The organism is Gordonia sp. PS3, from assembly GCF_041950545.1.
Taxonomy (GTDB): Bacteria; Actinomycetota; Actinomycetes; order Mycobacteriales; family Mycobacteriaceae; genus Gordonia; species Gordonia sihwensis.
Genome location: NZ_CP169524.1, coordinates 3318045 through 3338459, shown reverse-complemented (window position 1 = coordinate 3338459; position 20415 = coordinate 3318045). Strand labels below are relative to the sequence as shown.

Annotated in this window: 21 protein-coding genes; 14 read left to right on the top strand and 7 right to left on the bottom strand. The window is 67.1% G+C overall.

Translation table 11 applies throughout. The annotated features are described in order from the left end of the window. The first annotated feature begins 2 nt into the window (after positions 1-2). From ACE11G_RS15485 to ACE11G_RS15445, 9 genes are read left to right on the top strand one after another with little or no spacing between them, the layout of a single operon-like run. Entirely contained in the window at positions 3-854 is an 852-nt protein-coding gene (locus tag ACE11G_RS15485) for an ABC transporter permease (protein WP_006894242.1), read from the top strand. A gap of 4 nt (positions 855-858) precedes the next feature. Then, positions 859-2043 (top strand): MCE family protein, encoded by a 1185-nt coding sequence (locus tag ACE11G_RS15480; protein ID WP_045536833.1) that lies wholly within the window; start codon positions 859-861, stop codon positions 2041-2043. Next, positions 2036-3091, top strand: coding sequence for an MCE family protein (locus ACE11G_RS15475; protein ID WP_006894244.1), 1056 nt, complete (start codon positions 2036-2038; stop codon positions 3089-3091). Before ACE11G_RS15480 ends, ACE11G_RS15475 begins: the two co-directional genes overlap by 8 nt. Next, positions 3088-4359 carry an MCE family protein gene (locus ACE11G_RS15470; protein WP_006894245.1) on the top strand — a complete coding sequence of 424 codons (1272 nt, stop codon included), beginning with the start codon at positions 3088-3090 and terminating at the stop codon, positions 4357-4359. The genes ACE11G_RS15475 and ACE11G_RS15470 overlap by 4 nt, the downstream gene beginning before the upstream one ends. Before the next feature lies 1 nt (position 4360). Continuing rightward, positions 4361-5617: an MCE family protein gene (locus ACE11G_RS15465; protein WP_006894246.1), complete on the top strand. Its 1257-nt coding sequence runs from the start codon at positions 4361-4363 to the stop codon at positions 5615-5617. Then, positions 5617-6870, top strand: a complete 1254-nt coding sequence (locus tag ACE11G_RS15460) for an MCE family protein (protein WP_062366274.1) — start codon at positions 5617-5619, stop codon at positions 6868-6870. The genes ACE11G_RS15465 and ACE11G_RS15460 overlap by 1 nt, the downstream gene beginning before the upstream one ends. After that, on the top strand, positions 6870-8294 hold the full coding sequence (locus ACE11G_RS15455; RefSeq protein WP_006894248.1) for an MCE family protein: 1425 nt from the start codon (positions 6870-6872) through the stop codon (positions 8292-8294). The genes ACE11G_RS15460 and ACE11G_RS15455 overlap by 1 nt, the downstream gene beginning before the upstream one ends. Beyond that, positions 8258-9034: a hypothetical protein gene (locus ACE11G_RS15450; protein ID WP_006894249.1), complete on the top strand. Its 777-nt coding sequence runs from the start codon at positions 8258-8260 to the stop codon at positions 9032-9034. The genes ACE11G_RS15455 and ACE11G_RS15450 overlap by 37 nt, the downstream gene beginning before the upstream one ends. Further along, positions 9034-9636: a hypothetical protein gene (locus ACE11G_RS15445; RefSeq protein ID WP_006894251.1), complete on the top strand. Its 603-nt coding sequence runs from the start codon at positions 9034-9036 to the stop codon at positions 9634-9636. The genes ACE11G_RS15450 and ACE11G_RS15445 overlap by 1 nt, the downstream gene beginning before the upstream one ends. A 305-nt stretch (positions 9637-9941) precedes the next feature. Here ACE11G_RS15445 and ACE11G_RS15440 read toward each other — a convergent pair whose 3' ends face one another. Beyond that, positions 9942-10658, bottom strand: coding sequence for a hypothetical protein (locus ACE11G_RS15440; RefSeq protein WP_039866630.1), 717 nt, complete (start codon positions 10656-10658; stop codon positions 9942-9944). Between the two features lie 116 nt (positions 10659-10774). Here ACE11G_RS15440 and ACE11G_RS15435 point away from each other — a divergent pair, with 116 nt between their 5' ends. Further along, positions 10775-11371: a TetR/AcrR family transcriptional regulator gene (locus ACE11G_RS15435; protein WP_062366276.1), complete on the top strand. Its 597-nt coding sequence runs from the start codon at positions 10775-10777 to the stop codon at positions 11369-11371. Between the two features lie 75 nt (positions 11372-11446). On the opposite strand, the gene ACE11G_RS15430 is transcribed toward ACE11G_RS15435, so the two are convergent. Next, a complete protein-coding gene (locus ACE11G_RS15430) occupies positions 11447-12901 on the bottom strand; it encodes an aldehyde dehydrogenase (protein WP_062366278.1) in 1455 nt (484 codons plus the stop codon). Positions 12902-13001: 100 nt separating this feature from the next. Continuing rightward, positions 13002-13307, bottom strand: a complete 306-nt coding sequence (locus ACE11G_RS15425) for an antibiotic biosynthesis monooxygenase family protein (protein ID WP_375002980.1) — start codon at positions 13305-13307, stop codon at positions 13002-13004. 48 nt (positions 13308-13355) lie between these two features. On the opposite strand from ACE11G_RS15425, the gene ACE11G_RS15420 reads away from it, so the two are divergent. Further along, a complete protein-coding gene (locus ACE11G_RS15420; protein WP_375002978.1) occupies positions 13356-14150 on the top strand; it encodes an alpha/beta fold hydrolase in 795 nt (264 codons plus the stop codon). Here ACE11G_RS15420 and ACE11G_RS15415 read toward each other — a convergent pair. Further along, on the bottom strand, positions 14133-15011 hold the full coding sequence (locus tag ACE11G_RS15415) for an A/G-specific adenine glycosylase (RefSeq protein WP_045536846.1): 879 nt from the start codon (positions 15009-15011) through the stop codon (positions 14133-14135). The genes ACE11G_RS15420 and ACE11G_RS15415 overlap by 18 nt on opposite strands. Between ACE11G_RS15415 and ACE11G_RS15410 the strand changes: the two genes are divergently transcribed. Together ACE11G_RS15410 and ACE11G_RS15405 are read left to right on the top strand one after the other, a co-directional pair. Next, complete coding sequence (locus ACE11G_RS15410) at positions 15010-15627, top strand: carbonic anhydrase (protein WP_006894259.1); 618 nt, start codon at positions 15010-15012, stop codon at positions 15625-15627. The two genes, ACE11G_RS15415 and ACE11G_RS15410, sit on opposite strands and share 2 nt — an antisense overlap. Positions 15628-15705: 78 nt before the next feature. After that, positions 15706-16461: a hypothetical protein gene (locus tag ACE11G_RS15405; protein ID WP_045536848.1), complete on the top strand. Its 756-nt coding sequence runs from the start codon at positions 15706-15708 to the stop codon at positions 16459-16461. Positions 16462-16471: 10 nt separating this feature from the next. Here the strand turns inward: ACE11G_RS15405 and disA are convergent, their stop codons facing one another. Further along, entirely contained in the window at positions 16472-17569 is a 1098-nt protein-coding gene (gene disA / locus ACE11G_RS15400) for a DNA integrity scanning diadenylate cyclase DisA (RefSeq protein ID WP_006894261.1), read from the bottom strand. A 20-nt stretch (positions 17570-17589) separates the two neighbouring features. Here disA and ACE11G_RS15395 point away from each other — a divergent pair, with 20 nt between their 5' ends. Beyond that, positions 17590-18129, top strand: coding sequence for a PaaI family thioesterase (locus ACE11G_RS15395; RefSeq protein ID WP_045536852.1), 540 nt, complete (start codon positions 17590-17592; stop codon positions 18127-18129). Here ACE11G_RS15395 and radA read toward each other — a convergent pair. Both radA and ACE11G_RS15385 read right to left on the bottom strand, forming a co-directional pair. Next, complete coding sequence (gene radA, locus ACE11G_RS15390; RefSeq protein WP_062366280.1) at positions 18114-19502, bottom strand: DNA repair protein RadA; 1389 nt, start codon at positions 19500-19502, stop codon at positions 18114-18116. The two genes, ACE11G_RS15395 and radA, sit on opposite strands and share 16 nt — an antisense overlap. Positions 19503-19634: 132 nt before the next feature. Continuing rightward, positions 19635-20324 carry a hypothetical protein gene (locus ACE11G_RS15385; RefSeq protein WP_062366282.1) on the bottom strand — a complete coding sequence of 230 codons (690 nt, stop codon included), beginning with the start codon at positions 20322-20324 and terminating at the stop codon, positions 19635-19637. Between the last annotated feature and the right edge of the window lie 91 nt (positions 20325-20415).

Sequence of the window (20415 nt, the reverse complement as noted above, 5' to 3'; positions counted from 1 at the left end):
TGATGGTTCTGCCAGGTACTACCCGTCTGCTCACTGCCCGTGTCGCGCTCAAGCGCGCCGGCGAGGACTGGAACAAGATCGGTGATCAGGCCCTCTTCTACTGGGACGCGATCGCCTCGATTCCGCGTGCCGTCCGGCTCTACAAGAAGGAGACGCTCCGCCTCATCGCGGAGATCTCCATGGGTACCGGTGCGCTCGCGATGATCGGCGGCACGGTGGTCGTGGTCGGCTTCCTGACCCTGTTCACCGGCGGCACGATCGCCGTCCAGGGATACAACTCGCTCGCGAACATCGGCGTCGAGGCCCTCACCGGCTTCTTCTCCGCGTTCATCAACGTGCGAATCGCCGTCCCGGTGATCGCCGGCATCGCCCTGGCGGCGACGATCGGCGCGGGGGCCACCGCTCAGCTCGGCGCGATGCGAGTGTCCGAGGAGATCGACGCCCTGGAAGTGATGGCGATCGCGTCCGTGCCCTACCTGGTGAGCACGCGCATCGTCGCGGGACTGGTCGCGATCATTCCGCTGTACTCCCTCGCGGCGCTGGCGTCGTTCCTGGCCAGCCGGTTCGCGACCGTGGTGCTCTACGGCCAGTCCTCCGGCGTGTACGACCACTACTTCTCCACGTTCCTGATCCCGTCGGACATCCTGTGGTCGTTCGTACAGGCGATCTGCATGGCCGTCGCGGTCATGCTCATCCACACCTACTACGGATTCAACGCGTCCGGCGGTCCGGTCGGCGTCGGTGTGGCGGTCGGCAACGCGGTCCGCGCCTCGCTGGTCGTGGTCGTGGTCATCACCCTTCTGACGTCGCTCGCGATCTACGGCGCCGACGGCAAGTTCAATCTGGCGGGCTGAACGGATGGCGAAGAAGAACAGCAGAGGCTACAGCGACCGCACCCGGAAGCTCGCAGCCGTCATCATGGTCGGCGTGCTCGCCGGCATCGTCGCGCTGGCGTCCGGGCAGTTCCTCGGATGGTTCGCCAGCACCGAGACGGTCACCCTCTTCGCGCCGCGCGCGGGACTGGTGATGAATCCCGACGCGAAGGTCAAGCTCCGCGGGGTGGAGGTCGGGCGCGTCGCCTCGGTGACCACCCTCGGTGACCGGGCCGAACTCAAGCTCGACATGGCCTCCGACCAGATCGGCATGGTTCCGGCCAACGTCAAGGCCGACATCAAGTCGAACACGATCTTCGGGGCCAAGGCCGTGAACCTCGTGGTGCCGGAGTCCGGGCCGGAGGGACAGCTGCGGGCGGGCTCGGTCATCACCGCCGACCACGTGGTCGTGGAGCTGAACACGGTGTACCAGCAGTTGGTCAACGTGCTCGCCGAGCTGCAGCCGGACAAGCTCAACGTCACCATCGGCGCCGTCGACGAGGCCCTCTCGGGACGCGGGAAGCAGATCGGCGACGCGCTGGTCCAGCTCACGGACGTGCTCGGCAAGACCAACCCGCACCTGCCCGAGCTCAACCGGCTGCTCCGCGAGGGTGCAGGCGCCACCAACGTCTACGCCGACGCGATGCCCGATTTGATGCGCGTGCTCGACAACGCGACCGTCGTCGGGAACACCCTGGTCGACAACGCCGCGAACCTCGACGCGCTGCTCATCAACGTCACCGGCATGACCAACACCGTCAACGGCGTGCTGACGGCGTCGAAGAAGAACCTCATCTCCACTCTGACCGATCTCAACCCGGTCAGCCGGCTGCTCGGCAGGCAGGCGCCGGGACTGCGGTGCTTCATCACCGCGGCGTCGGACGCCACCGACATCGCCACGCCGCTGCTCGGCGGGCGCAACGGCATGCTGCTGCTCGACGCCGGACTGATCCCCGGTCAGGACCCGTACCGCTACCCGCAGGACCTGCCCGAGGTCCACGGCGACGGCCCGCCGACCTGCCAGGCCGGACTGACCGATGTGCAGTCCAAGGAACACATCCCGTTCTACGTCATCGACAACGCGCCGCAGCCGTATCAGCCGCGCACCACCCCGAAGGTGGAGTCGCGCAAGCTCTTCCAGTTGCTGTTCGGAGGTACCCCCCGTGGATAGTCGCGCACGCGCATTCCGCGCGACCGTCATCAAGCTCGGCGCCTTCGCCCTCGCCATGATCCTGGTGCTCGTCGGCCTGGTGCTGGTGTTCAGCCGTTACCAGGGCGGAAGCAGTGACAAGTACAGCGCCGTCTTCGCCAGCGCCTCCGCCATGAAGTCCGGCAGCGTCGTCAAGATCGCGGGCGTCGACGTCGGTGCCGTGAGTTCGGTGGAACTCAATCGCGACAACCAGGCCGAGGTCACGTTCACGGTCAACGACAACTACCGGCTGCCGAAGTCGGTGCAGGCCCGGATCCGGTACCAGAATCTCACCGGCGACCGCTATCTGGAGCTGCAGCCGGGCACCGGCGACATGAGCCAGACGCTGTCGGCGGGCGATCAGATCCCGCTGAAGCAGACCGAGCCCGCTCTGGACCTCGACAACCTGCTCGGCGGATTCAAGCCGCTGTTCCGGACGCTGGACCCCGATGAGGTCAATCAGCTGACCTCCTCGCTGATCGCGATCTTCCAGGGGCAGGGCGCGGGACTGAACACGCTGCTCGCCAGCACCTCGGAGTTCACGAACAAGATCGCCGACCGCGACCAGCTGATCGGCAGCGTCATCGACAACCTCAACAAGACGCTCTCCACGCTCGAGGCCGACCACAAGGGCCTGGACCAGAGCGTGGACCGGATGCAGAAGCTGATCTCCGGACTCGCCCAGGACCGCGGTGTGTACGGCGAGGCGATCAGCCAGGCGAGCCAGGCCACCACCGGATTGGCGAGCCTGATGAACGCCACCCGCCCGGATCTCAAGGAGACGGTGTCGGCGCTCGGGCGGACCAGCGAGCAGGCGCTCAAGGCCGAGCCCTTCATCCGCAATCTGCTCGGTCGCCTGCCCGGCGACTTCAAGATGCTCTCCAACCTCGGCAGTTACGGGGCCTGGCTGCAGATCTACTTCTGCCGTATCCGGCTGCTGCTGCCCGGTCCGGGCAACACCCAGTACTACTTCACGGCGATCGACGCGATGGGCGATCAGACCAGAGCGGGCGGGAGGTGCGCGAGTTGAGTGAGAACGTGAATCCCGAGCCCGCAGAGTCGCAGGATCCGGACGTCGACGTCACACAGGCCGAGACCAAGCCCTTCCACCGTGCGGGGCGGCCCAAGTATCAGGTCGGAATCATCGGCGCACTCATCACCGCGATGGTCGTGATCATGGCCATGCAGATGGACCGGCTGCCGTATCTCTCGCAGATCAGCACCTACGACGTCTACTTCGACGACGCGGGTGGTCTGGTCACCGGGGACGTGGTGCTGGTGGCCGGCGTCAACGTCGGCACCGTCGAGGGCATCAGCCTGGCCGAGACCGATCAGGGACTCAAGGCCAAGATCAGGTTCCGGCTCAACGACACGGTCGTCATGGGCGATCGCACCCGCGCGGCGATCAAGACCGAGACCGTCCTGGGACGGCGCAATCTGACGATCACACCGATCGGCACCGGCCGGATCAAGCCCGGCGGGTCGATCCCGGTGGACTCGACCGTGTCGCCGTACTCGCTGTCGGACGCTCTGGAGGATGCGACCTCCACCCTGGCGACCACCGACACCGATCAGCTCAACAAGGCGCTGGAAACCCTCACCGAGACGTTCTCGAAGACACCGGCCAATGTCAGCGGGGCCGTCGAGGGGGTGAGCCGGCTGTCGAAGGCGATCGCGGATCGCGACAACGCGCTCAGCGACCTGCTGCGGCAGGCCCGCGGGGTGACCCAGATCGTCGGTCAGCGCAGCAACCAGATCCGCGACATGTTGATCGACGCCAATGCACTGCTCGGCGAGCTCAACATCCGCCGCGAAGCGCTGCGTCAGGTGATCAAGGGGACCAAGGACGTCACCGCCGAGATCACCGGGTTCGTCGAAGACAACAACGCTCAGCTGAAGCCGGTGCTCGACAAGTTCAACGGCGTGCTCGACATCCTCAACGACAACGAGGAGAACTTCGGCAAGGCGATCGACAACCTCGGTCCGTACGCCAACATCCTCGGTGAGGCGGTCAGCTCGGGACCGTACTTCTCCTCGCTCGTCGGACTGCCGACGTGGGGCGACTACTTCGGCACGTTCCTGAAGGTCCTGCAGCGCAAGTACCCCGAGGCGGCGAAGTACTTCTACCAGTACTCGGGTAACCCGCTGTTCCCGAAGAACTGGAACCAGGGGCCGGATGCGGGCGCCCCGGACGTGGGACGTCCCTCGCCCAAGCGTCAGTACCCGACGCCCATCCCGCAGCAACCGCAGAACAACAATGACCTGAACCCCAGCCAGCGTCACGGAACGGGAGGCTGACGTGGGCATCTCGAAACGAGTGTGGGCGATCATCGCCGGAGTCGTCGTACTGGTGCTGCTGGCCGTCGGGGTGTTCCTCGGCGTCCAGAAGGCGACCACGCGGACCATCACCGCCTATTTCCCGTCGGTGAGCGGCCTCTACAGCGGCGACCCGGTGCGCGTGATCGGCGTCAATATCGGCAAGGTCTCGTCCATCGAGACCCGTCGCGGCGATGTCAAGGTCACGATGCGCATCGACGACGACACCCCGATCCCGGCCGATGCGCGTGCCGTGATCGTCGCGCAGTCGCTCGTGTCCGGCCGGTTCATCCAGCTGACTCCGGTGTACGACAAGGGCGCGAAGCTGCAGGACGGCGACTCGATCCCGATGGAGCGGACGGCCGTGCCGATGGAGTGGGACGACGTCAAGAAGCAACTCGACGAGCTCACCAAGGCCGTCGGCCCGCACGGCGCCGAGCCGGGCACCGCCGCCGACGCCATCAACGTGATGGATAAGAACCTGTCGGGCAACGGCCAGGCGATCGCCGACTCGATCAAGCAGATGTCGACGGTCATGGGCACGCTGTCGGACAACCGCGACGATGTCTTCGCCACCATCAAGAGCCTGCAGAAGCTGACCGACGCACTCTCGACGAGCCACGAGCAGTTGGTGCAGTTCAACGGGCGGATGGCCAGCGTCAGCAGCGTGCTCGAAGGCAGCAGCGACGATCTCGGCGATGCGATGACGAATCTGAACGAGGCGGTCGGTGAGCTCGAGGGCTTCCTCGGGACCAACAGCGGCGTCGTCACCTCCACGATGAGCAAGTTGGCGCAGCTGACCGGCACGCTCAAGCGCAAGGACGAGCAACTGCGCGGCCTGCTGCACTCCGCACCCAACCAGCTCGCCAACTTCTTCAACATCTACAACCCGCTGACCGGGTCGCTCGACGGCGTCTTCGGTCTCGGCATGGGCAACAACCTGATCACGCTGCTGTGCGGATCGATGGCGTCCACCGCTCGCCCCGGCGACACCGAGAAGGACATCGAGCAGTGCGTCGACATCATCGGTCCGGTGATGAAGGACGTCGTGGTCAACTACCCGCCCTTCATGGCGAACCCGGTGATCGGGCGTACGGCGAATCCGGACCAGATCACCTACCAGAACGAGAGCGTGAAGCAGCGCGCCCAGGCCGGCGTGCGTGAGCGCGATGCGGCCAGCCGCAACGCCAATCCCGATCCGCTGGGGAAGCTGCTGGTGCCGTTCGGAGGTGAGGGCTGATGAGGTCGAAGAAGTTGGTCGCCGCCGTGGCGTGTGCGGGCCTCATCGTCGTCCCCGTCATGGCGGGCTGCAGCAGCGGCACCATCTCCACGGTGTCGGCCGTCGGCGCCGCGGGAACGGGTTCGGACGCCTACCGGATCACCGCTCGCATCCCGTCGGCCGCGGGCCTGGTGCGCAACGCGCCGGTGATGATGAACGACGCGACCGTCGGCAGCGTCGGCGACATCACGATCGACGACTGGACCGCGAAGGTGACGCTCCGACTGAACGGGGACGTCAAGGTGCCGGTCGGTTCGCACGCGATGATCGGGATGACCAGCGTGCTCGGCTCGTCGCACATCGCGATCGTTCCGCCCGACCACCCGAGCGGGCAGTATCTCCGTGAAGGCGGCTCGTTGGCGCTGCCGAACTGCCCGGAGCAGCAGAACCTGGCCCAGACCGATCCCAAGAAGATCCCCGACATCACCTCGGCGCAGACGGTCGATCCGTGCATGTATCCGACCACCGAACAGGTGCTGAGCTCGCTGTCGGTGGTCCTCAACGGCGGCGGACTGTCGCAGATGGGCGACGTGGTCCACGAATTGGACCAGATCGTCGGAGGTAACGAGGGGACGCTCAAGAGCCTCATCCCGCGGCTGAACACCCTGGTCTCCGACTTGAACACGCAGACGGACAACATCATCGACGCCATGTCCGGCCTCGATCGGCTGGCGGAGACGATCAACCGCCAGACGCCGACCGTCCAGCGTGCGCTGGAGAGCGGCCCGAGGATTCTGCAACTGCTCGTGGATCAGCGCAAGAATCTGACCAGCGCGATGGACGGGGTCGGCAAGCTCTCGGCCACCGCCAACGAGGTGCTCCGCGAGAACAGCGACGACATCAAGACGATCGTGCCGAATGTGCGCGAGTTGCTCGATCAGCTGTCGATGACGGGTCCGGCGCTCACCAACTCACTGCGGATCCTGCTGACCTTCCCGTTCGTCGAGGATCTGATTCCGACGATCGTGAAGGGCGACTACGTCAACTCCGATCTCGTGCTCGACCTGACCTGGAACCGACTGGGCAAGACGATGGTCGCCTCGGTGACCGCGGCCGGGCCGGAGACCGTCGTCGGCAAGCCGGCGGGTGGGGCCAAGCAGGGTGCGAATCCGTACTCGGCGCCCTTGAAGAAGGGGCCGACAGAGCGTAAGCAGCAGAATTCGGCGAATCCCTCGCCGCTCGACCTGCTTCCGAAGATCCAGGGCGGCAACTGATGAAGATCACGCATTTCGTCCGTGTGCAGCTGATCATCTTCAGCATCGTCACGGTCATCTCGATGGTCGCGATGGCGGTGTTCTACATCCGGCTCCCGCAGATGTTCGGGATCGGCACCTACACGATGACGCTGGAACTGCCGTCGACCGGTGGCCTCTACGAGAACGCCAACGTCAGCTACCGCGGGGTGGACGTCGGCAAGGTCACCGGCGTCCGTCTGACGCCGACGGGCGTCTCGGCGACGCTGACGATCGACTCCGGCACCGACATCCCTGCGAACTCCGCGGCCTCGGTCCGCAGCGTCTCGGCGGTCGGCGAGCAGTTCGTGAACTTCGAGCCGCCCAAGAACCCGTCGAGCGACAACCTGGGCAATGGTGCGACGGTCACGAGCAGCGATGTCCCGGTGGAGATCTCCTCGATGCTCGACCAAGCCGACGCGCTGCTCAACCAGGTCAGCGACACCAAGCTCCGCTCGGTGATGGACGAGGCTTTCACCGCGTTCAACGGCACCGGTGAGGATCTTCAGCGATTGATGGACTCGATGGTGCTCTTCGTCGGCGCGTTGAACAAGAACGTGGACGCCACCATCGATCTGGTCGATCAGGCCGGGCCGATACTGGCGACCCAGAACCGCACCGCCGACCAGATCCGCTCGTGGACCAAGGATCTGACGAAGGTGACCGATCAGCTCCGCGCCAGCCGCCCCGACATCACCGACATCCTCGCCAAGGGTCCCGGTGTGGCGTCGCAGGCGCAGAAACTGTTCGAGGACATGAGTGACTCGTTCCCGCTGGCGATCTCGAATCTGTCGGTGGCCGCGCACACGCAGGCGGTGTATCTGCCGAATCTGCGGCAGACGATCGTGTTGTATCCGCGCGTGCTCTCCGCGCTGATCACCGCGATCAACTCCGGCTCCAACCGGCACGGTCCCAACGTGAACTTCACGCTCGGCTTCCAGGATCCGCCGACCTGTACTGTCGGGTTCATGCCGACCGACCAATGGCGTTTCCCGTCAGAGCAGGATGCCCGCGACCTGCCGCCGGGCCTGCTCTGCCGGCTTCCGCAAGACGCTCAGGCCGCGGTCCGAGGCGCACGAAACTTCCCGTGCGTCGAGTATCCGGGCCGCCGTGCTCCGACACCCGAGGAGTGCAAGACCGGTTTCGTTCCCTCCAAGCGCGACAACGTCGCCTTCCCGAACGGCCTGCCGGGCACCGACCTGCCGAAGCAGCCGGCCGGGCGCGTGGTGCCGGGAACCCCGAGCGACTACGATCCGTCGCCGGCGGTCTACGCGACCACCTACGATCCGCAGACGGGACAATTCATCGGACCCGACGGAAAGACCTATGTGACCGCTGAGAATCAGCAGGCGCAGGGCAAGAAGCAGAAATGGTACGACCTGATCACGAAGACGGTGGAGTCCTGAACTCGCCCGAAGACGACGTTGTCCGCCGCTCCAGTCCGCTGAGCCGACGACGCAAGAAGCCGAAGAAGTCCGAGGCCGAACCGGCCGTGGAGACCGAGACCGAGCAGCCGGCCGAGCCGGTCGACGAGGCCCCGGCCGCCGAACCGGAACCGGAGCCCGACCCCGAAGAGGTGGAGCGCAGCGCCGGATACCGTGAGCGTCGGCGCAGCCGCGGTGTGGTGCGCAAGTCCACGCGGCAGAAGGCCGGCGACGGCTCGAAGCTGATGATCGTCGCGGTGGTGCTCACGTCGCTCGTCCTGGTGATCGGCGCGGTGCTGTCGGGCGTGTTCGGCTACCAGTACCACCAGATCGAGCAGCAGCGGCAGTGGCGGGCCGAATACTCCACCTTCGCCCAGCAGATGGTGGTGTCGATGACCACGCTCGACCCGCAGAACGCCGACCAGATGTACAAGAACGCGATCGACAAGACCAGTGGCCGCGCGAAGCAGATGTTCCAGGAGAACATGAAGCAGGTCGCGGACATGGTCCGCAAGGGCGACCTGGTCACCAAGACGACGATTCTCGCCGACGCGGTGTCGAAGGCCGACGAGGACGAGGGCTCGGTGCTCATCGTGTACGGCTGGGAGGGCCACCCGAAGAACGACCCGAAGAGCAGCGAGTCGACGACCTTCCGCGCCCGCGTGGACATGACACGCATCAATGGTGAGCTGAAGATGACGTACTTCGATTGGGTGGCGTGATGAGTCGAGTGCAGCGCTGGCTGCTGCCGGTACTGGGATTGATCGTGGTGATCGTCGTCGGCGTGACGATCGCGCTGGGCATCGTCTACGCGAACGCGGCCGCGCAGGAGCGGGCGCGTGACTCCGCGCTGTCGGCTGCGCAGACGTACGTCGTGGACATGTTCTCGTGGAACTCGAAGACCGTCGACGCGCACATCAACACCACGATGGGCCGGCTCACGGGCGGGGCCCAGAAGGACTATCAGAAGCACATCGTCGAGTCGAAGGTGGCCGAGGGCGTCAAGCAGGAGGGGGTCTCGACCGTCGTGACGGTTCAGGACTCCGGCGTCATGGAGAACACCCGCGACACCGCGAAGGTGCTGCTGTTCATCAACCAGTCGTCGACCCGGAACAATGCCGAAGACGTTCAGGTCGACAAGAGCCGCCTGATCTTCGGCATGGAGAAGCAGGGCGACGACTGGAAGATCAACGAGATCGACATCCTCACCGACGACAGTCTGCAGAAGAACGTGCAGTCCGGTGGCGAGACGCCGCCGTCGAACGCCGTGCCCATTCCGAGCGCCCCGAGCTCTCCGGCACCGCAGTCGACGCCCGCGGGCTGAGCCTCGCGCCGCTCTCCGAGCGGCTCCGGTCTGGTTGAAGCCCTCGGCAGGCTGGTCCCAGGCTGGTTGAGCGGGTCCATCCCAGGCTGGTCCAGTGGCTCTTCCCAGGCTGGTTGAGCGGTCTTTCCCCCAGGCTGGTCCAGTGGCCCTTCCCAGGCTGGTTGAGCGAGCGCAGCGAGTCGAAACCGCGTGACATCCGCTGGGCCGCGTACGGCCTGCCCGCTCGACACGATGTCCGTACGGACGGTGCCAGTGTCTTCGAGCGCCGCCGCCACCGCGGCACTCACTCGAGCCCGTCCAACCGGTCAGGCGGAGAAGGCTCCTTCGATCCAATTGCTGAACTCGCACGCGAGATGCCAGCGGTGTTCTTTAACCATCTGCGGTGCCATGAGTTTCGGGAACTCCACGCACGCGCGGAGGTGAAAGCCGTACCTGTCGTCGCGAAGCTGATGACGTACGCCGCCGACTGCCGTATCCGCGCCGGTCCGAGCGACTCCGGCGAGTTCGAGTGCGAACGCCGGATCCCGCGCGGTGGTCAGCCGGGAGGTGTCGTCGTAGTCGACGAAGAACCGGGTTGCGAAGGGACTGCCACCGGTCGTCTCGATCACCTCCTGCCTGCCGTCCGCCGTGCTGTCGATGATGAAGTGGTCCGGACTCGCGACGACCATGCTCCACGCATAATCGTCGCGGCCCGCATCCGAGAACCAGTCCACGAACCCCTGAGCGTCCCCGCCCTCTACATACAGATCACAGACGCTGGTGGCTCTGCGACCTCCCGACAGCCCGCCGGTGACGCGTGCGACCGCATCCGACAGTCGGATGTCGCGGGCCAGGCGGCGCCGGATCTCATCGACCCCCAGCTCGAACTTGCCATCGCAGAACGCGCGCCGCATATCTTCGACCGGACCCGAGGGAGCCTTCATGCCGAGTTTCCTTGAGGCTCGCGGGATCCGGCGCGCCTCCCAGGCGAGCACTTCGTCGCGGCCGACTCTGCGGCCATCGATCACGGCTGTGATCGTCACATCGTTCTCGTTCACTCGAAAGCTCCGTCCGTCGGTCGCCAATGGAATTTAAAGCAACTATAGTTGCGTTTGTCCGGAGGTGCGACGAGTGCGGCGATGAAAGGGGCTGAGCGGAGATGACCGGCGATGCGGTATCCGAACGTCGACGTCCGGGCGGTCGTTCCGCCCGGGTGGTCGCAGCGGTTCACCAGGCGACGCTCGAGATCCTCGCGGAAGTCGGGTACGCGGGACTGCAACTCACCAACGTCGCGGATCGCGCTGGTGTCAACAAGACGACCGTCTACCGCCGATGGTCGACGAAAGCGGCACTCATCGGCGACATCCTGACTCGGTTCGCTCGCACGAACGTCGCGACGCCCGACACCGGCTCGTTGCGAGGCGACCTCGAACTGCTCCTGTCGGGCATCGTCGAGGCGCTGGGGGACCGCGCGATTCGCGCGGTCGTGCAGGCAGCGGTGACGGTGGACGTGGCAGAGGACGACGTACGCCGCGCTCGCGCCGCCTTCTGGGATGAGCGGTTCCTGCGCAGCGGTGTCATCGTCGAGCGCGCTGTCGCTCGAGGGGAACTCCCGTCGACTACCGATGTGCGGGAGTTTCTGGAGACCGCCGCGAGTCCGCTCTACTTCCGGATCCTGATGACTGACGACGTCGCCGATGCCGCGTACGTCGCGGCTGTGGCGGAGCGGACTGTCCGGGCGTTCGCTGGGGTGTGAGCCGCAGGCGCTGAATGAAATGGCGCCCGCCTCCGGGGTGATTCGGAGGCGGGCGCCGGCTCTTGGGAGGGAGCGCTACGAGGTGTAACCCATCGGCATGAGGATGGCCTTGTGCTCGAGGTAGCTCTCGAGTCCTTCGCGGCCGTTCTCTCGGCCGATGCCGGACTTCTTGTAGCCGCCGAAGGGCGACGACGGGTCGATCGCGTACCAGTTGATGCCCATCGTTCCGGTGCGGATCTGCTTGGCGACCTCGACACCCTTGTCGATGTCGGTGGTCCAGACCGAGCCCGCGAGACCGTAGTCGGAGTCGTTGGCGATGGCGATGGCCTCGTCGAGATCGTCGTAGGCGATCACGCTGATCACCGGACCGAAGATCTCTTCGCGGGCGATCGTCATGTCGTTGGTGACGCCGGTGAAGATGGTGGGACCGACGAAGTTGCCGGTGCCGATCTCCGGTGCGGGCACCTCGAGAACGGCGGTGGCCCCCTCCGACTTGCCCTTGGCGATGTAGCCGGTGACCTTGGCGTGCTGCTTGTCGTTGATGATCGGGCCGACCTTCGTCTCCGGGTCGTCGGGCAGTCCCGGGGTGAAGGTGGAGGCAACCGCGACCATCGCGTCGACCACCTCGTCGTGCTTGCTGCGGGGGACCAGCACGCGCGTCTGTGCGACGCAGGCCTGACCGGAGTTCAGGATGCCCGAGAAGACGAGCATCGGCGCGCTGGCGGCGATGTCGGCGTCTTCGAGGACGATGGCCGCGGACTTGCCTCCAAGTTCCAGCGAGCAGCGCTTGAGCTGGTCACCGCAGCGTGCGGCGATGGCGCGGCCCGCCGCGGTGGAGCCGGTGAACGTGATCTTGTCGACGTCGGGGTGATCGACGAGCGCCTGGCCGGTCTCGACGCCGCCGGGTACCACGGAGATCACGCCCTCCGGAATGCCCGCCTCGGTGAAGATCTCAGCCAGGAGATTCGCGTTCAGCGGCGTCTCGGGGGCGGGCTTGAGCACGATGGAGCAGCCGGCCGCCAGAGCGGGGCCGAACTTGTTGCAGAAAAGGAACAGCGGGACGTTCCACGCGATGATCGCACCGACCACCCCGACGGGCTCGCGGACCACGAGGCTCTCGCCGAACAGGCCGGTCCGCTTCTCCTCCCATTCGTATGCGTCGGCGGCGTCCGCATAGGCGTTCAGGACCCCGGTCCCGGCCAGCTGCTGCAGGGTCGCGACGTCGCCGGGAGTGGCGCCCATCTCGGCCGAGACGAGGGCGCCGATCTCGCCGCCGCGCTCATTGATCAGCTCCGCTGCCCGACGGATCACCGCAGCTCGCTGGGCCGGCGGCGTGTTGCGCCACACGCCGGAGTCGAACGCTTCGCGGGCGGCGCGGACGGCGTTGTCAACGTCGACCTCGTCGGCCAGCGGGACCGAGCCCACCTTCTCGCCGGTGGCGGGCGAGAACACCTCGAGAATCTGCGAGGAATGCGGTGCGACCCACTTCCCGCCGATGTAGAGCTGGGTGGTCTCGATGGGCTCGGTCATACGTGCTCCTAGTATCGGGAAACCTTATTTCCTCGATACTAGAACACGTTCTAAATCACTGCCAGCGTCTTGGCGCGAAAGACGTGTGCGTGACGATCCGTCAGGACTTCGGCTCGACCTCGATCACGACCTCGAACTCGAGGAGGTCGGCTCCGGTGGCGACGGGTTTGCGGTCGCTCTTGTGCGCGGCGCGGGCATCGCCACCGGCCCACGCCTGGTAGCTCGCGTCGTCCTTCCAATGCGTGACGACGAAGTACCGGTCCTCGCCCTTGACCGGACGCAGCAGCTGGAAACCGAGGAATCCCTCGGCCTCGTCCACCACTCCCGCACGCGCGGCGAAGCGCTTCTCCAGTTCGGGGCCGGCGCCTTCGGGGATCTTGATCGCGTTGATCTTCACAATTGCCATGCCGTCCAGCCTACTGACGAACCGCCCGCCGGATTAGGGTCGAGAGTCGTGAATGGACTCCTGGACTACGGCGGCCTCGACAGGGACGAGGGCGGGCTCGGGGCGATCGTTCTGCTGCACGGACTGATGGGCCGCGGACGCACCTGGAGCCGTCAGATTCCCTGGCTGCGCCGCTACGGACGAGTGTTCACCTTCGACGCCGCCTACCATCAGGGCCGGTTCGACGATTCGCGCCCGCCCGCGCCCGAGGACATCGCCACCGAGCGGTTCGTCGCGGACGTCGGAGAGGTGATCACCTGGATCGACCGCGGACCCGCCGTACTCGTGGGTCACTCGATGGGCGGGCTGCACGCGTGGTGCGCGGCAGCCGAGTTCCCCGAACTGGTGAGCGCGATCGTGGTCGAGGACATGGCGCCGGATTTCCGCGGCCGCACCACCGGCGACTGGGCCCCGTGGTTCGACAGCTGGCCCGAACGATTCGCCGGGCTCGACGAGGCGGTCGCGATGTTCGGAGACGTCGCCGGCCGGTACTTCTACGAGGCCTTCGACGACGGTCGCCTCCACGGCAGCATCCCCGTCTGGGCAGCGATAGCCGAGGAGTGGGGCACCAGAGACTTCTGGGCGCAGTGGGAGGCGGTCGACGTGCCCGCGCTGCTGGTGGAGGCGGAGCACTCCGTGACGCCGCCCGGGCAGATGGCAGACATGGCCGTCCGCGGCGGTCAGGCGCGGTACCCGCAGTCGGCCTGTCTGCGAGTTCCCGGCGCCGGGCACCTGGTTCACGACGACCGCCCCGGCGTGTACCGGGGCGCGGTGGAGGCCTTCCTGTCAGGCCTCGCCGGCTAGGCAGAACAATCCGTCGTCGTTGACCTCGATGAGCCCGTCGACGAGCAGTGAGTCGAGCGCGCGGTCGCGCTGGGCGGGGTCGGCGGTCCACGCGAGGTCGAGGCGGGCGCGTTCGACGGGGCCGCGACCGCTGCGCAGCACATCGAGGAGCCGTCCGCGGGCCTGGCGGTCGGTGCCCTCGAACTTCTGGGTGCGACGCGGGGGACCGTCGTGGGCGGGTCGTCCGCGCGCCACCCAGCGGCAGCTGCCGAGCAGGGGGCATTCCTCGCACCGCGGGTTGCGCGCAGTGCACACGAGCGCCCCGAGCTCCATCACCGCGGCCGAGAACGTCGGCGCGGTGCCGTCGTCGGGCAACAGTGCCGCGGCCTCCGCCAGATCGCGCTTGGCGGGATTTCCGGCCTGCGCCCGGCCGTGCACCGCGCGGGCTATCACCCTGCGCACGTTGGTGTCGACCACCGGGACCGATCGGCCGTAGGCGAAGCACGCGACGGCGCGGGCGGTGTAGTCGCCGATCCCCGGCAGCGCGAGCAGGGTGTCGACGTCGTCGGGGACCACGTCGCCGTGCTCGGCGGCCAGGACGCCCGCGCATTCGTGGAGCCGCATCGCGCGCCGGGGATACCCCAGCCGGCCCCACGCGCGGACCACTTCTCCGGTGGTCTCGGCGGCCATCGCGGACGGAACCGGCCACCGCCGCACCCATTCCTGCCAGGGCTCGAGGACGCGCGCGACTGGAGTCTGCTGGAGCATGATCTCGCTGATCAGAATGTGCCAGCCGGGTATGCCCGGTTCGCGCCACGGCAGCGGTCGACGGGCACGGGTGAACCAATCGAGTACATCGCGCGGTGGCATACTTGCGCTCATGGAGAACTTAACCCCCGCGCAAGCATGGCAGGTCATCAAAGAAGGCAACGAGCGTTTCGTCGGTGGGGGGTCGATTCATCCGAACCAGAGTAGCGACCAGCGGGCCGCTCTGGTCTCCGGCCAGAAGCCGCACGTGGTTCTGTTCGGCTGCGGCGACTCGCGGCTGGCCGCGGAGATCATCTTCGACCAGGGGCTCGGCGACATGTTCGTGGTCCGCACCGCCGGCCATGTGCTCGATGAAGCGGTTCTCGGAACCATCGAGTTCGGCCCCGACGTTCTGAATGTTCCGCTGATCGTGGTGCTCGGCCACAGCAGCTGCGGTGCCGTCGGCTCGACGCTCGAGTCCCTCGACAACAACACCCTCCCGAACGGCTACGTGCGGACGATCGTCGAGAAGGTGATGCCGAGCATTCTGGCCGGACGCGCCGAGGGCATCGACGACTACTACGGGTTCATCGGCAGGCACGTGAAGGAGACGGTGCATCTGCTGATGGACCGCAGCCAGATCATCGCCGACCGGGTCGAGAAGGGGACGCTCGCCGTCGTCGGCCTCACGTACCGTCTCGAAGACGGTCAGGTCGAGATGGTCGAGGTGATCGGCGACATCGGCGAGTGAGCCCTCGGTCGGCGGAATCGACGACACGCCGGACGGCCTCGCTGCTCTTGACAGGGGAGCGGCGATACCGTTGAGGGCGTGATTGAACCGCAAGGACCACTGCCGCCCGAGGTGTATTGGCGCCGGCGCCTCGTCGCCGGCGTCGGGGCGGTCGTCGCGATCGTTGTGGTCATCCTCCTGATCGTCTGGCTCAGCGGCGGTTCCGACAGCACCCCCGACTCGAAGAACGCCGCGGCGAAGTCCTCGACCGAGCCCGCGGCGCCTTCGACCGCAGTGGAGAGCGCCCCGCCGAGCAGTGAGGCGCCAAGCGGCGGAGGCGAGCACGGCCAGGGCGGCGATCCGAGTGCCACGCCCTCGGCTCCCGCCCCCGCGCCCGCGCAGCAGTCCGACGCACCCGCCGCGGACGCCGGTGCTCCCGGATGCTCCGACCAGAGCCTGTCGGTGGTGCTCTACACGGACAAGCCCACATACACCGTCGGCGACCAGCCGGTCTTCACGATCGTCACCACCAACGGCGGACTCGCCGCCTGTTCGCGCGACGTGGGCAAGGCCGCCCAGAACGTCATCGTCCGCACGCTGGACGGAAGCCGGACGCTGTGGTCGGCGCAGGACTGCGCGCCGGACAAAGGCGTGAACATCCAGGTTCTTGCGCCGGGCCAGCAGGTCACCGACACCATCACCTGGTCGGGCACCACCAGCAATCCCGGATGCACCAAGAAGCGCGTCCAGGTGGCGGCGGGCGGCTACCAGGCCACCGCGAAGCTGGCCGAGCGCGAGTCGGCGCCGATCACGTTCAACTTCGTCGCTCCGGCGCAGGCACCCGCACAGCAGTAGCGATCCGACGTCAGTCGAACCGTTCGAGGCTGCTCTCGGCGAGCCGCGAGAGCCCCTCCCGGATGTGCCGGGCCCAGATGCTCCCGATGCCCTCGACCGACTGAAGATCGGCTGCGCTGCTCGCGAGCAGCGACTGCAGGGTGCCGAAATGACGGACGAGCCGGTCGATGTGGCCGAACTGCAGGCGGGAGATGCGGGCCAGCAGACGGTAGCCGCGGGGGCTCATCGCGGTGTCCTGGGCCTCGAGCGAGGTCGGGTAGCCGAAGGCCCCGGCCACCATCGTCAGATCGAGCAGATCGGCGTCTGAGAGCGACTCCACCGCTTCGAGTATCTGGCGCACCTGTTCGGTGCTGGCCGGCTCCGGGCTCGCGTGGTAGTCGCGCACCAGCAGTTCGCGCATCGTGTCGTTGTCGTTGATCAACTCCTCCAACTGCAGCGACACCTGCCTGCCGTTGACTCCGAGTTCGAGGACGTACTCGTCGATCTCGACCGAGACGCGTCGGACCATCTCCATCCGCTGGGCGGCACTCATCGCATCGCGCAGCAGCACGTAGTCCTCGATCTCCGCGCGCGAGAGCTGGCTGCTGACCTCGTCGAGGCGAGACTTGTAGCGTTCGAGCGTGGTGAGCGCGACGTTGGCGCGCGAGAGGATGGCGTCCGGGTTCTCGACGACGCGACGCTGCCCGCCCACGTACACGCTCACGATCGACATCGACGCACTCACCGAGATCACCGGGACCCCGGTCTGGATGGCGGTCCGCTCGGCGGCGCGGTGCCGTGTGCCCGACTCCTCGGTGGGGATGGTGGGATCGGGCATCAGCTGGACGTTGGCGCGCACGATCCGTTTGCCGTCGTCGGAGAGCACCACGGCGCCGTCCATCTTCGACAGTTCGCGCAGACGGGTGGGGGCGAACTCGATGTCGAGGTGGAAACCGCCGTCGCAGAGCCGCTCGGTGTCGTCGTCGTATCCGAGGACGATCAGCGCGCCGGTGCCGCCGCGGAGGATGCGTTCGAGTCCGTCGCGAAGCCCGGTCCCCGGAGCCACGCGGCGGAGCGCGGAACGGATCTGCTCGGCGCGGCTGGACTCGGGGATAACGGTGTCGGTCACCTGAACTAGGGTAGCGGTACGTGAAGACCTCATTCGTGCTGCCCGCAGACATCGAGCCACTGTCCCGCGACCCGAAGGCGACGTCGCCCGGCCGTCGAATCAACCTGCATCACAGCATGTGTTTCGGATGCGGCGCCGACGCGCCGGTAAGCCTGCGAATCGACGTGATCGCGGGCGAGGGGCTCACGGTGTCCGCATCGATGAAGGTGGAGGACTGGATGCAGGGCGGTCCCGGCGTGATCCACGGCGGACTCCTCTCCACCGCCTTCGACGAGGTGATGGGAACCTCGCCGCTGCTGCTCCGCATGCCGGTGGTGACCGGGCACCTGGAGATCGACTACGCCAAGCCGATTCCGCTGGGCTCCACCGTGCAGTTCACCGGTGAGATCCTCGGGGGCGTGCGCCGCAAGGTCTACACGCGCGCCGTCGCCCATCTCGGCGATCCCCAGGAGCCCGTCGCCGCGGCGCACGGGCTGTTCATCGCCATCGATCTCGAGAAGCACTTCGCCGGATACCGCGATCGCGCGGTGCATCCCTCAGGGCATCAGAACGGGGCCTGAGCGTAGTCCGACCGCGCCGTCGCCGCCGACTGTGCCTCCAGGAGGTTGTTGACCCGGCTGATGCGGATTCCGCGCGGCAGATCCTCGTCCTGCGTTCCGGCGGGAATGATCGCGTGCCCGAACCCGAGCCGTTTGGCCTCGGCGACTCGGCGGCCCACCGACGACACACGGCGGACCTCGCCGGCGAGGCCGACCTCGCCGATCGCGACGGTCGACGACGGTACCGCGACGTTGTGGTGCGACGAGTAGAGCGCCAGGAAGATCGCCAGGTCGGCGGCCGGCTCGGTGACTTTCATCCCGCCGACGGTGGAGGCGTAGACCTCCTTGGTGCTGGCCTTGATGCCCGCGTGCTTCTCGGCGACGGCGAGCATCATCGCCACACGCGCCGAGTCCAGACCGGAGACCGCGCGCCTGGGCGAGGTCATCTGGGTGTCGTTGAGCAGCGCCTGGATCTGGCCGACGAGGGCGCGGCGGCCGTCCATCGCGACCAGGGCGGCGCTGCCCGCGACATCGGACTCGTGGTGGTGTACGAAGATGCCCGACGGGTCGCTGACCTGATGGATGCCGTCGGACCGCTGCTCGAAGCAGCCGACTTCGTCGGAGGGGCCGAATCGGTTCTTGATGCCCCGGATCATCCGCAGCGACGAGTGGCGGTCGCCTTCGAAGGCCAGCACCACGTCCACCAGATGCTCCAGTGAGCGGGGACCGGCCACGGTGCCGTCCTTGGTGACGTGACCGACCAGGATCACGGCGATTCCGCTCGTCTTGGCGAGCGAGACCAGTGCGGTGGTGACCGCCCGGATCTGCGTGACACCGCCGGTGACGCCGTCGGTGCCCGTCGCGACCATCGTCTGCACGGAGTCGACGATCAGCAGGGTGGGCGCCACCGCCTCGACGTGTCCGAGCACCGTCGCGAGGTCGGTCTCCGACGCCAGGTAGATGTTCTCGTGCACCGCGTCGGTGCGTTCGGCGCGAAGCCGGACCTGGCCGGCCGACTCCTCCCCGGTGACGTACAGGGCCGTCTTGCCTTGCGCCGCCCAGTGTTTCACGGTTTCGAGCAGGAGTGTCGATTTGCCGACCCCGGGCTCGCCCGCGAGCAGGATCACCGAACCGGGGACCACTCCGCGGCCGAGCACGCGGTCGAACTCGGCGATGCCGGTGGGGCATGAGCCCACCGCTCCGGAGACCACCTCGGTGATGCGGACGGCCGGACTGGACGGTGCCACCGACGTGGTGCCGGTGCGTGCGGCGGCGGCCGCCGGCGCCGATTCGGCGATGGTTCCCCATTCGCCGCACTCGGGGCATCTGCCGAACCACTTCGCCACCTGGTGACCGCATGCGGAGCAGCGGAACACCGATCGGGTCTTAGCCATGTCTTCCCCTGTCCGCCGACGCGCTCGTCACCCGGTCCGTCCGGCCACGCAGACACTGTAGGCGACCGGTACGACAAGAGCGGCGCCCCGGGTCGAGTGACCGGGGCGCCGCTGTGAGGAGTTCGGTGCGGCTCAGTGCTCGCTCTCGCCCTGCACGTCGCGGACGACGTCCTGGCGCTCGTTGAGCGTGCCGCCGTCGACCGGGGTGTCGACGGTGGTCGACACGGTCTCGACCTGCTTGCCGCCCAGGTCGTAGACGGCGAAGTTGAAGGTGATCGGGACGGTCAGACCGGCGGCGACGGTGTCGCCGGCGTTGGTGAGCTCCACCGTCCAGCGGCTGTCCGCTCCGGCGGCCAGATCCGGATCCGAGCCGGACGGCTGTCCGGCCAGCAGGGCCTTTCCGGGGGCGATGGAGGCGGGGTCGCCGCCGGTGGTCGAGGTCGGCGGCGTCAGCTTGATGTTGCCGGTCTTCGCCGAGACGCTCTGCAGCTTGACCACGCGAGTGGGGCTGTCGTTGGCGATGTTGAACGCGAGGGCGAACGGTCCGCCGTCGCCGAAGATCTGGTCGGCCTTCGAGACCGGGTACAGCACATGCGCATTGCGGATCGCGATCGATCCGTTCGACATCTCCTGGCCGTCGTACTCGGACGGGGTCAGAGTGATGGATCCGCTCGCGCCGTTGACGGCCGGCTCCTGATTCGCGGTCTGCGAGATCTTTCCCGCACCGCAGGCCGTGGTGCCGAGGGCGATCGCGATGCCGAGCGCGCCGACAGCGGCGGCCGAGGCCAGACGGCGGGTGGACCGATTGAGCACTGACACCATTTCCTCCGGGGTGGTCGTCGCGTTGTCCGCCGGTGATGCGAACTCTCACTACGCAGCGTAGTTGGCGAGGCCGGGAAAAGTTCGCCCGGGT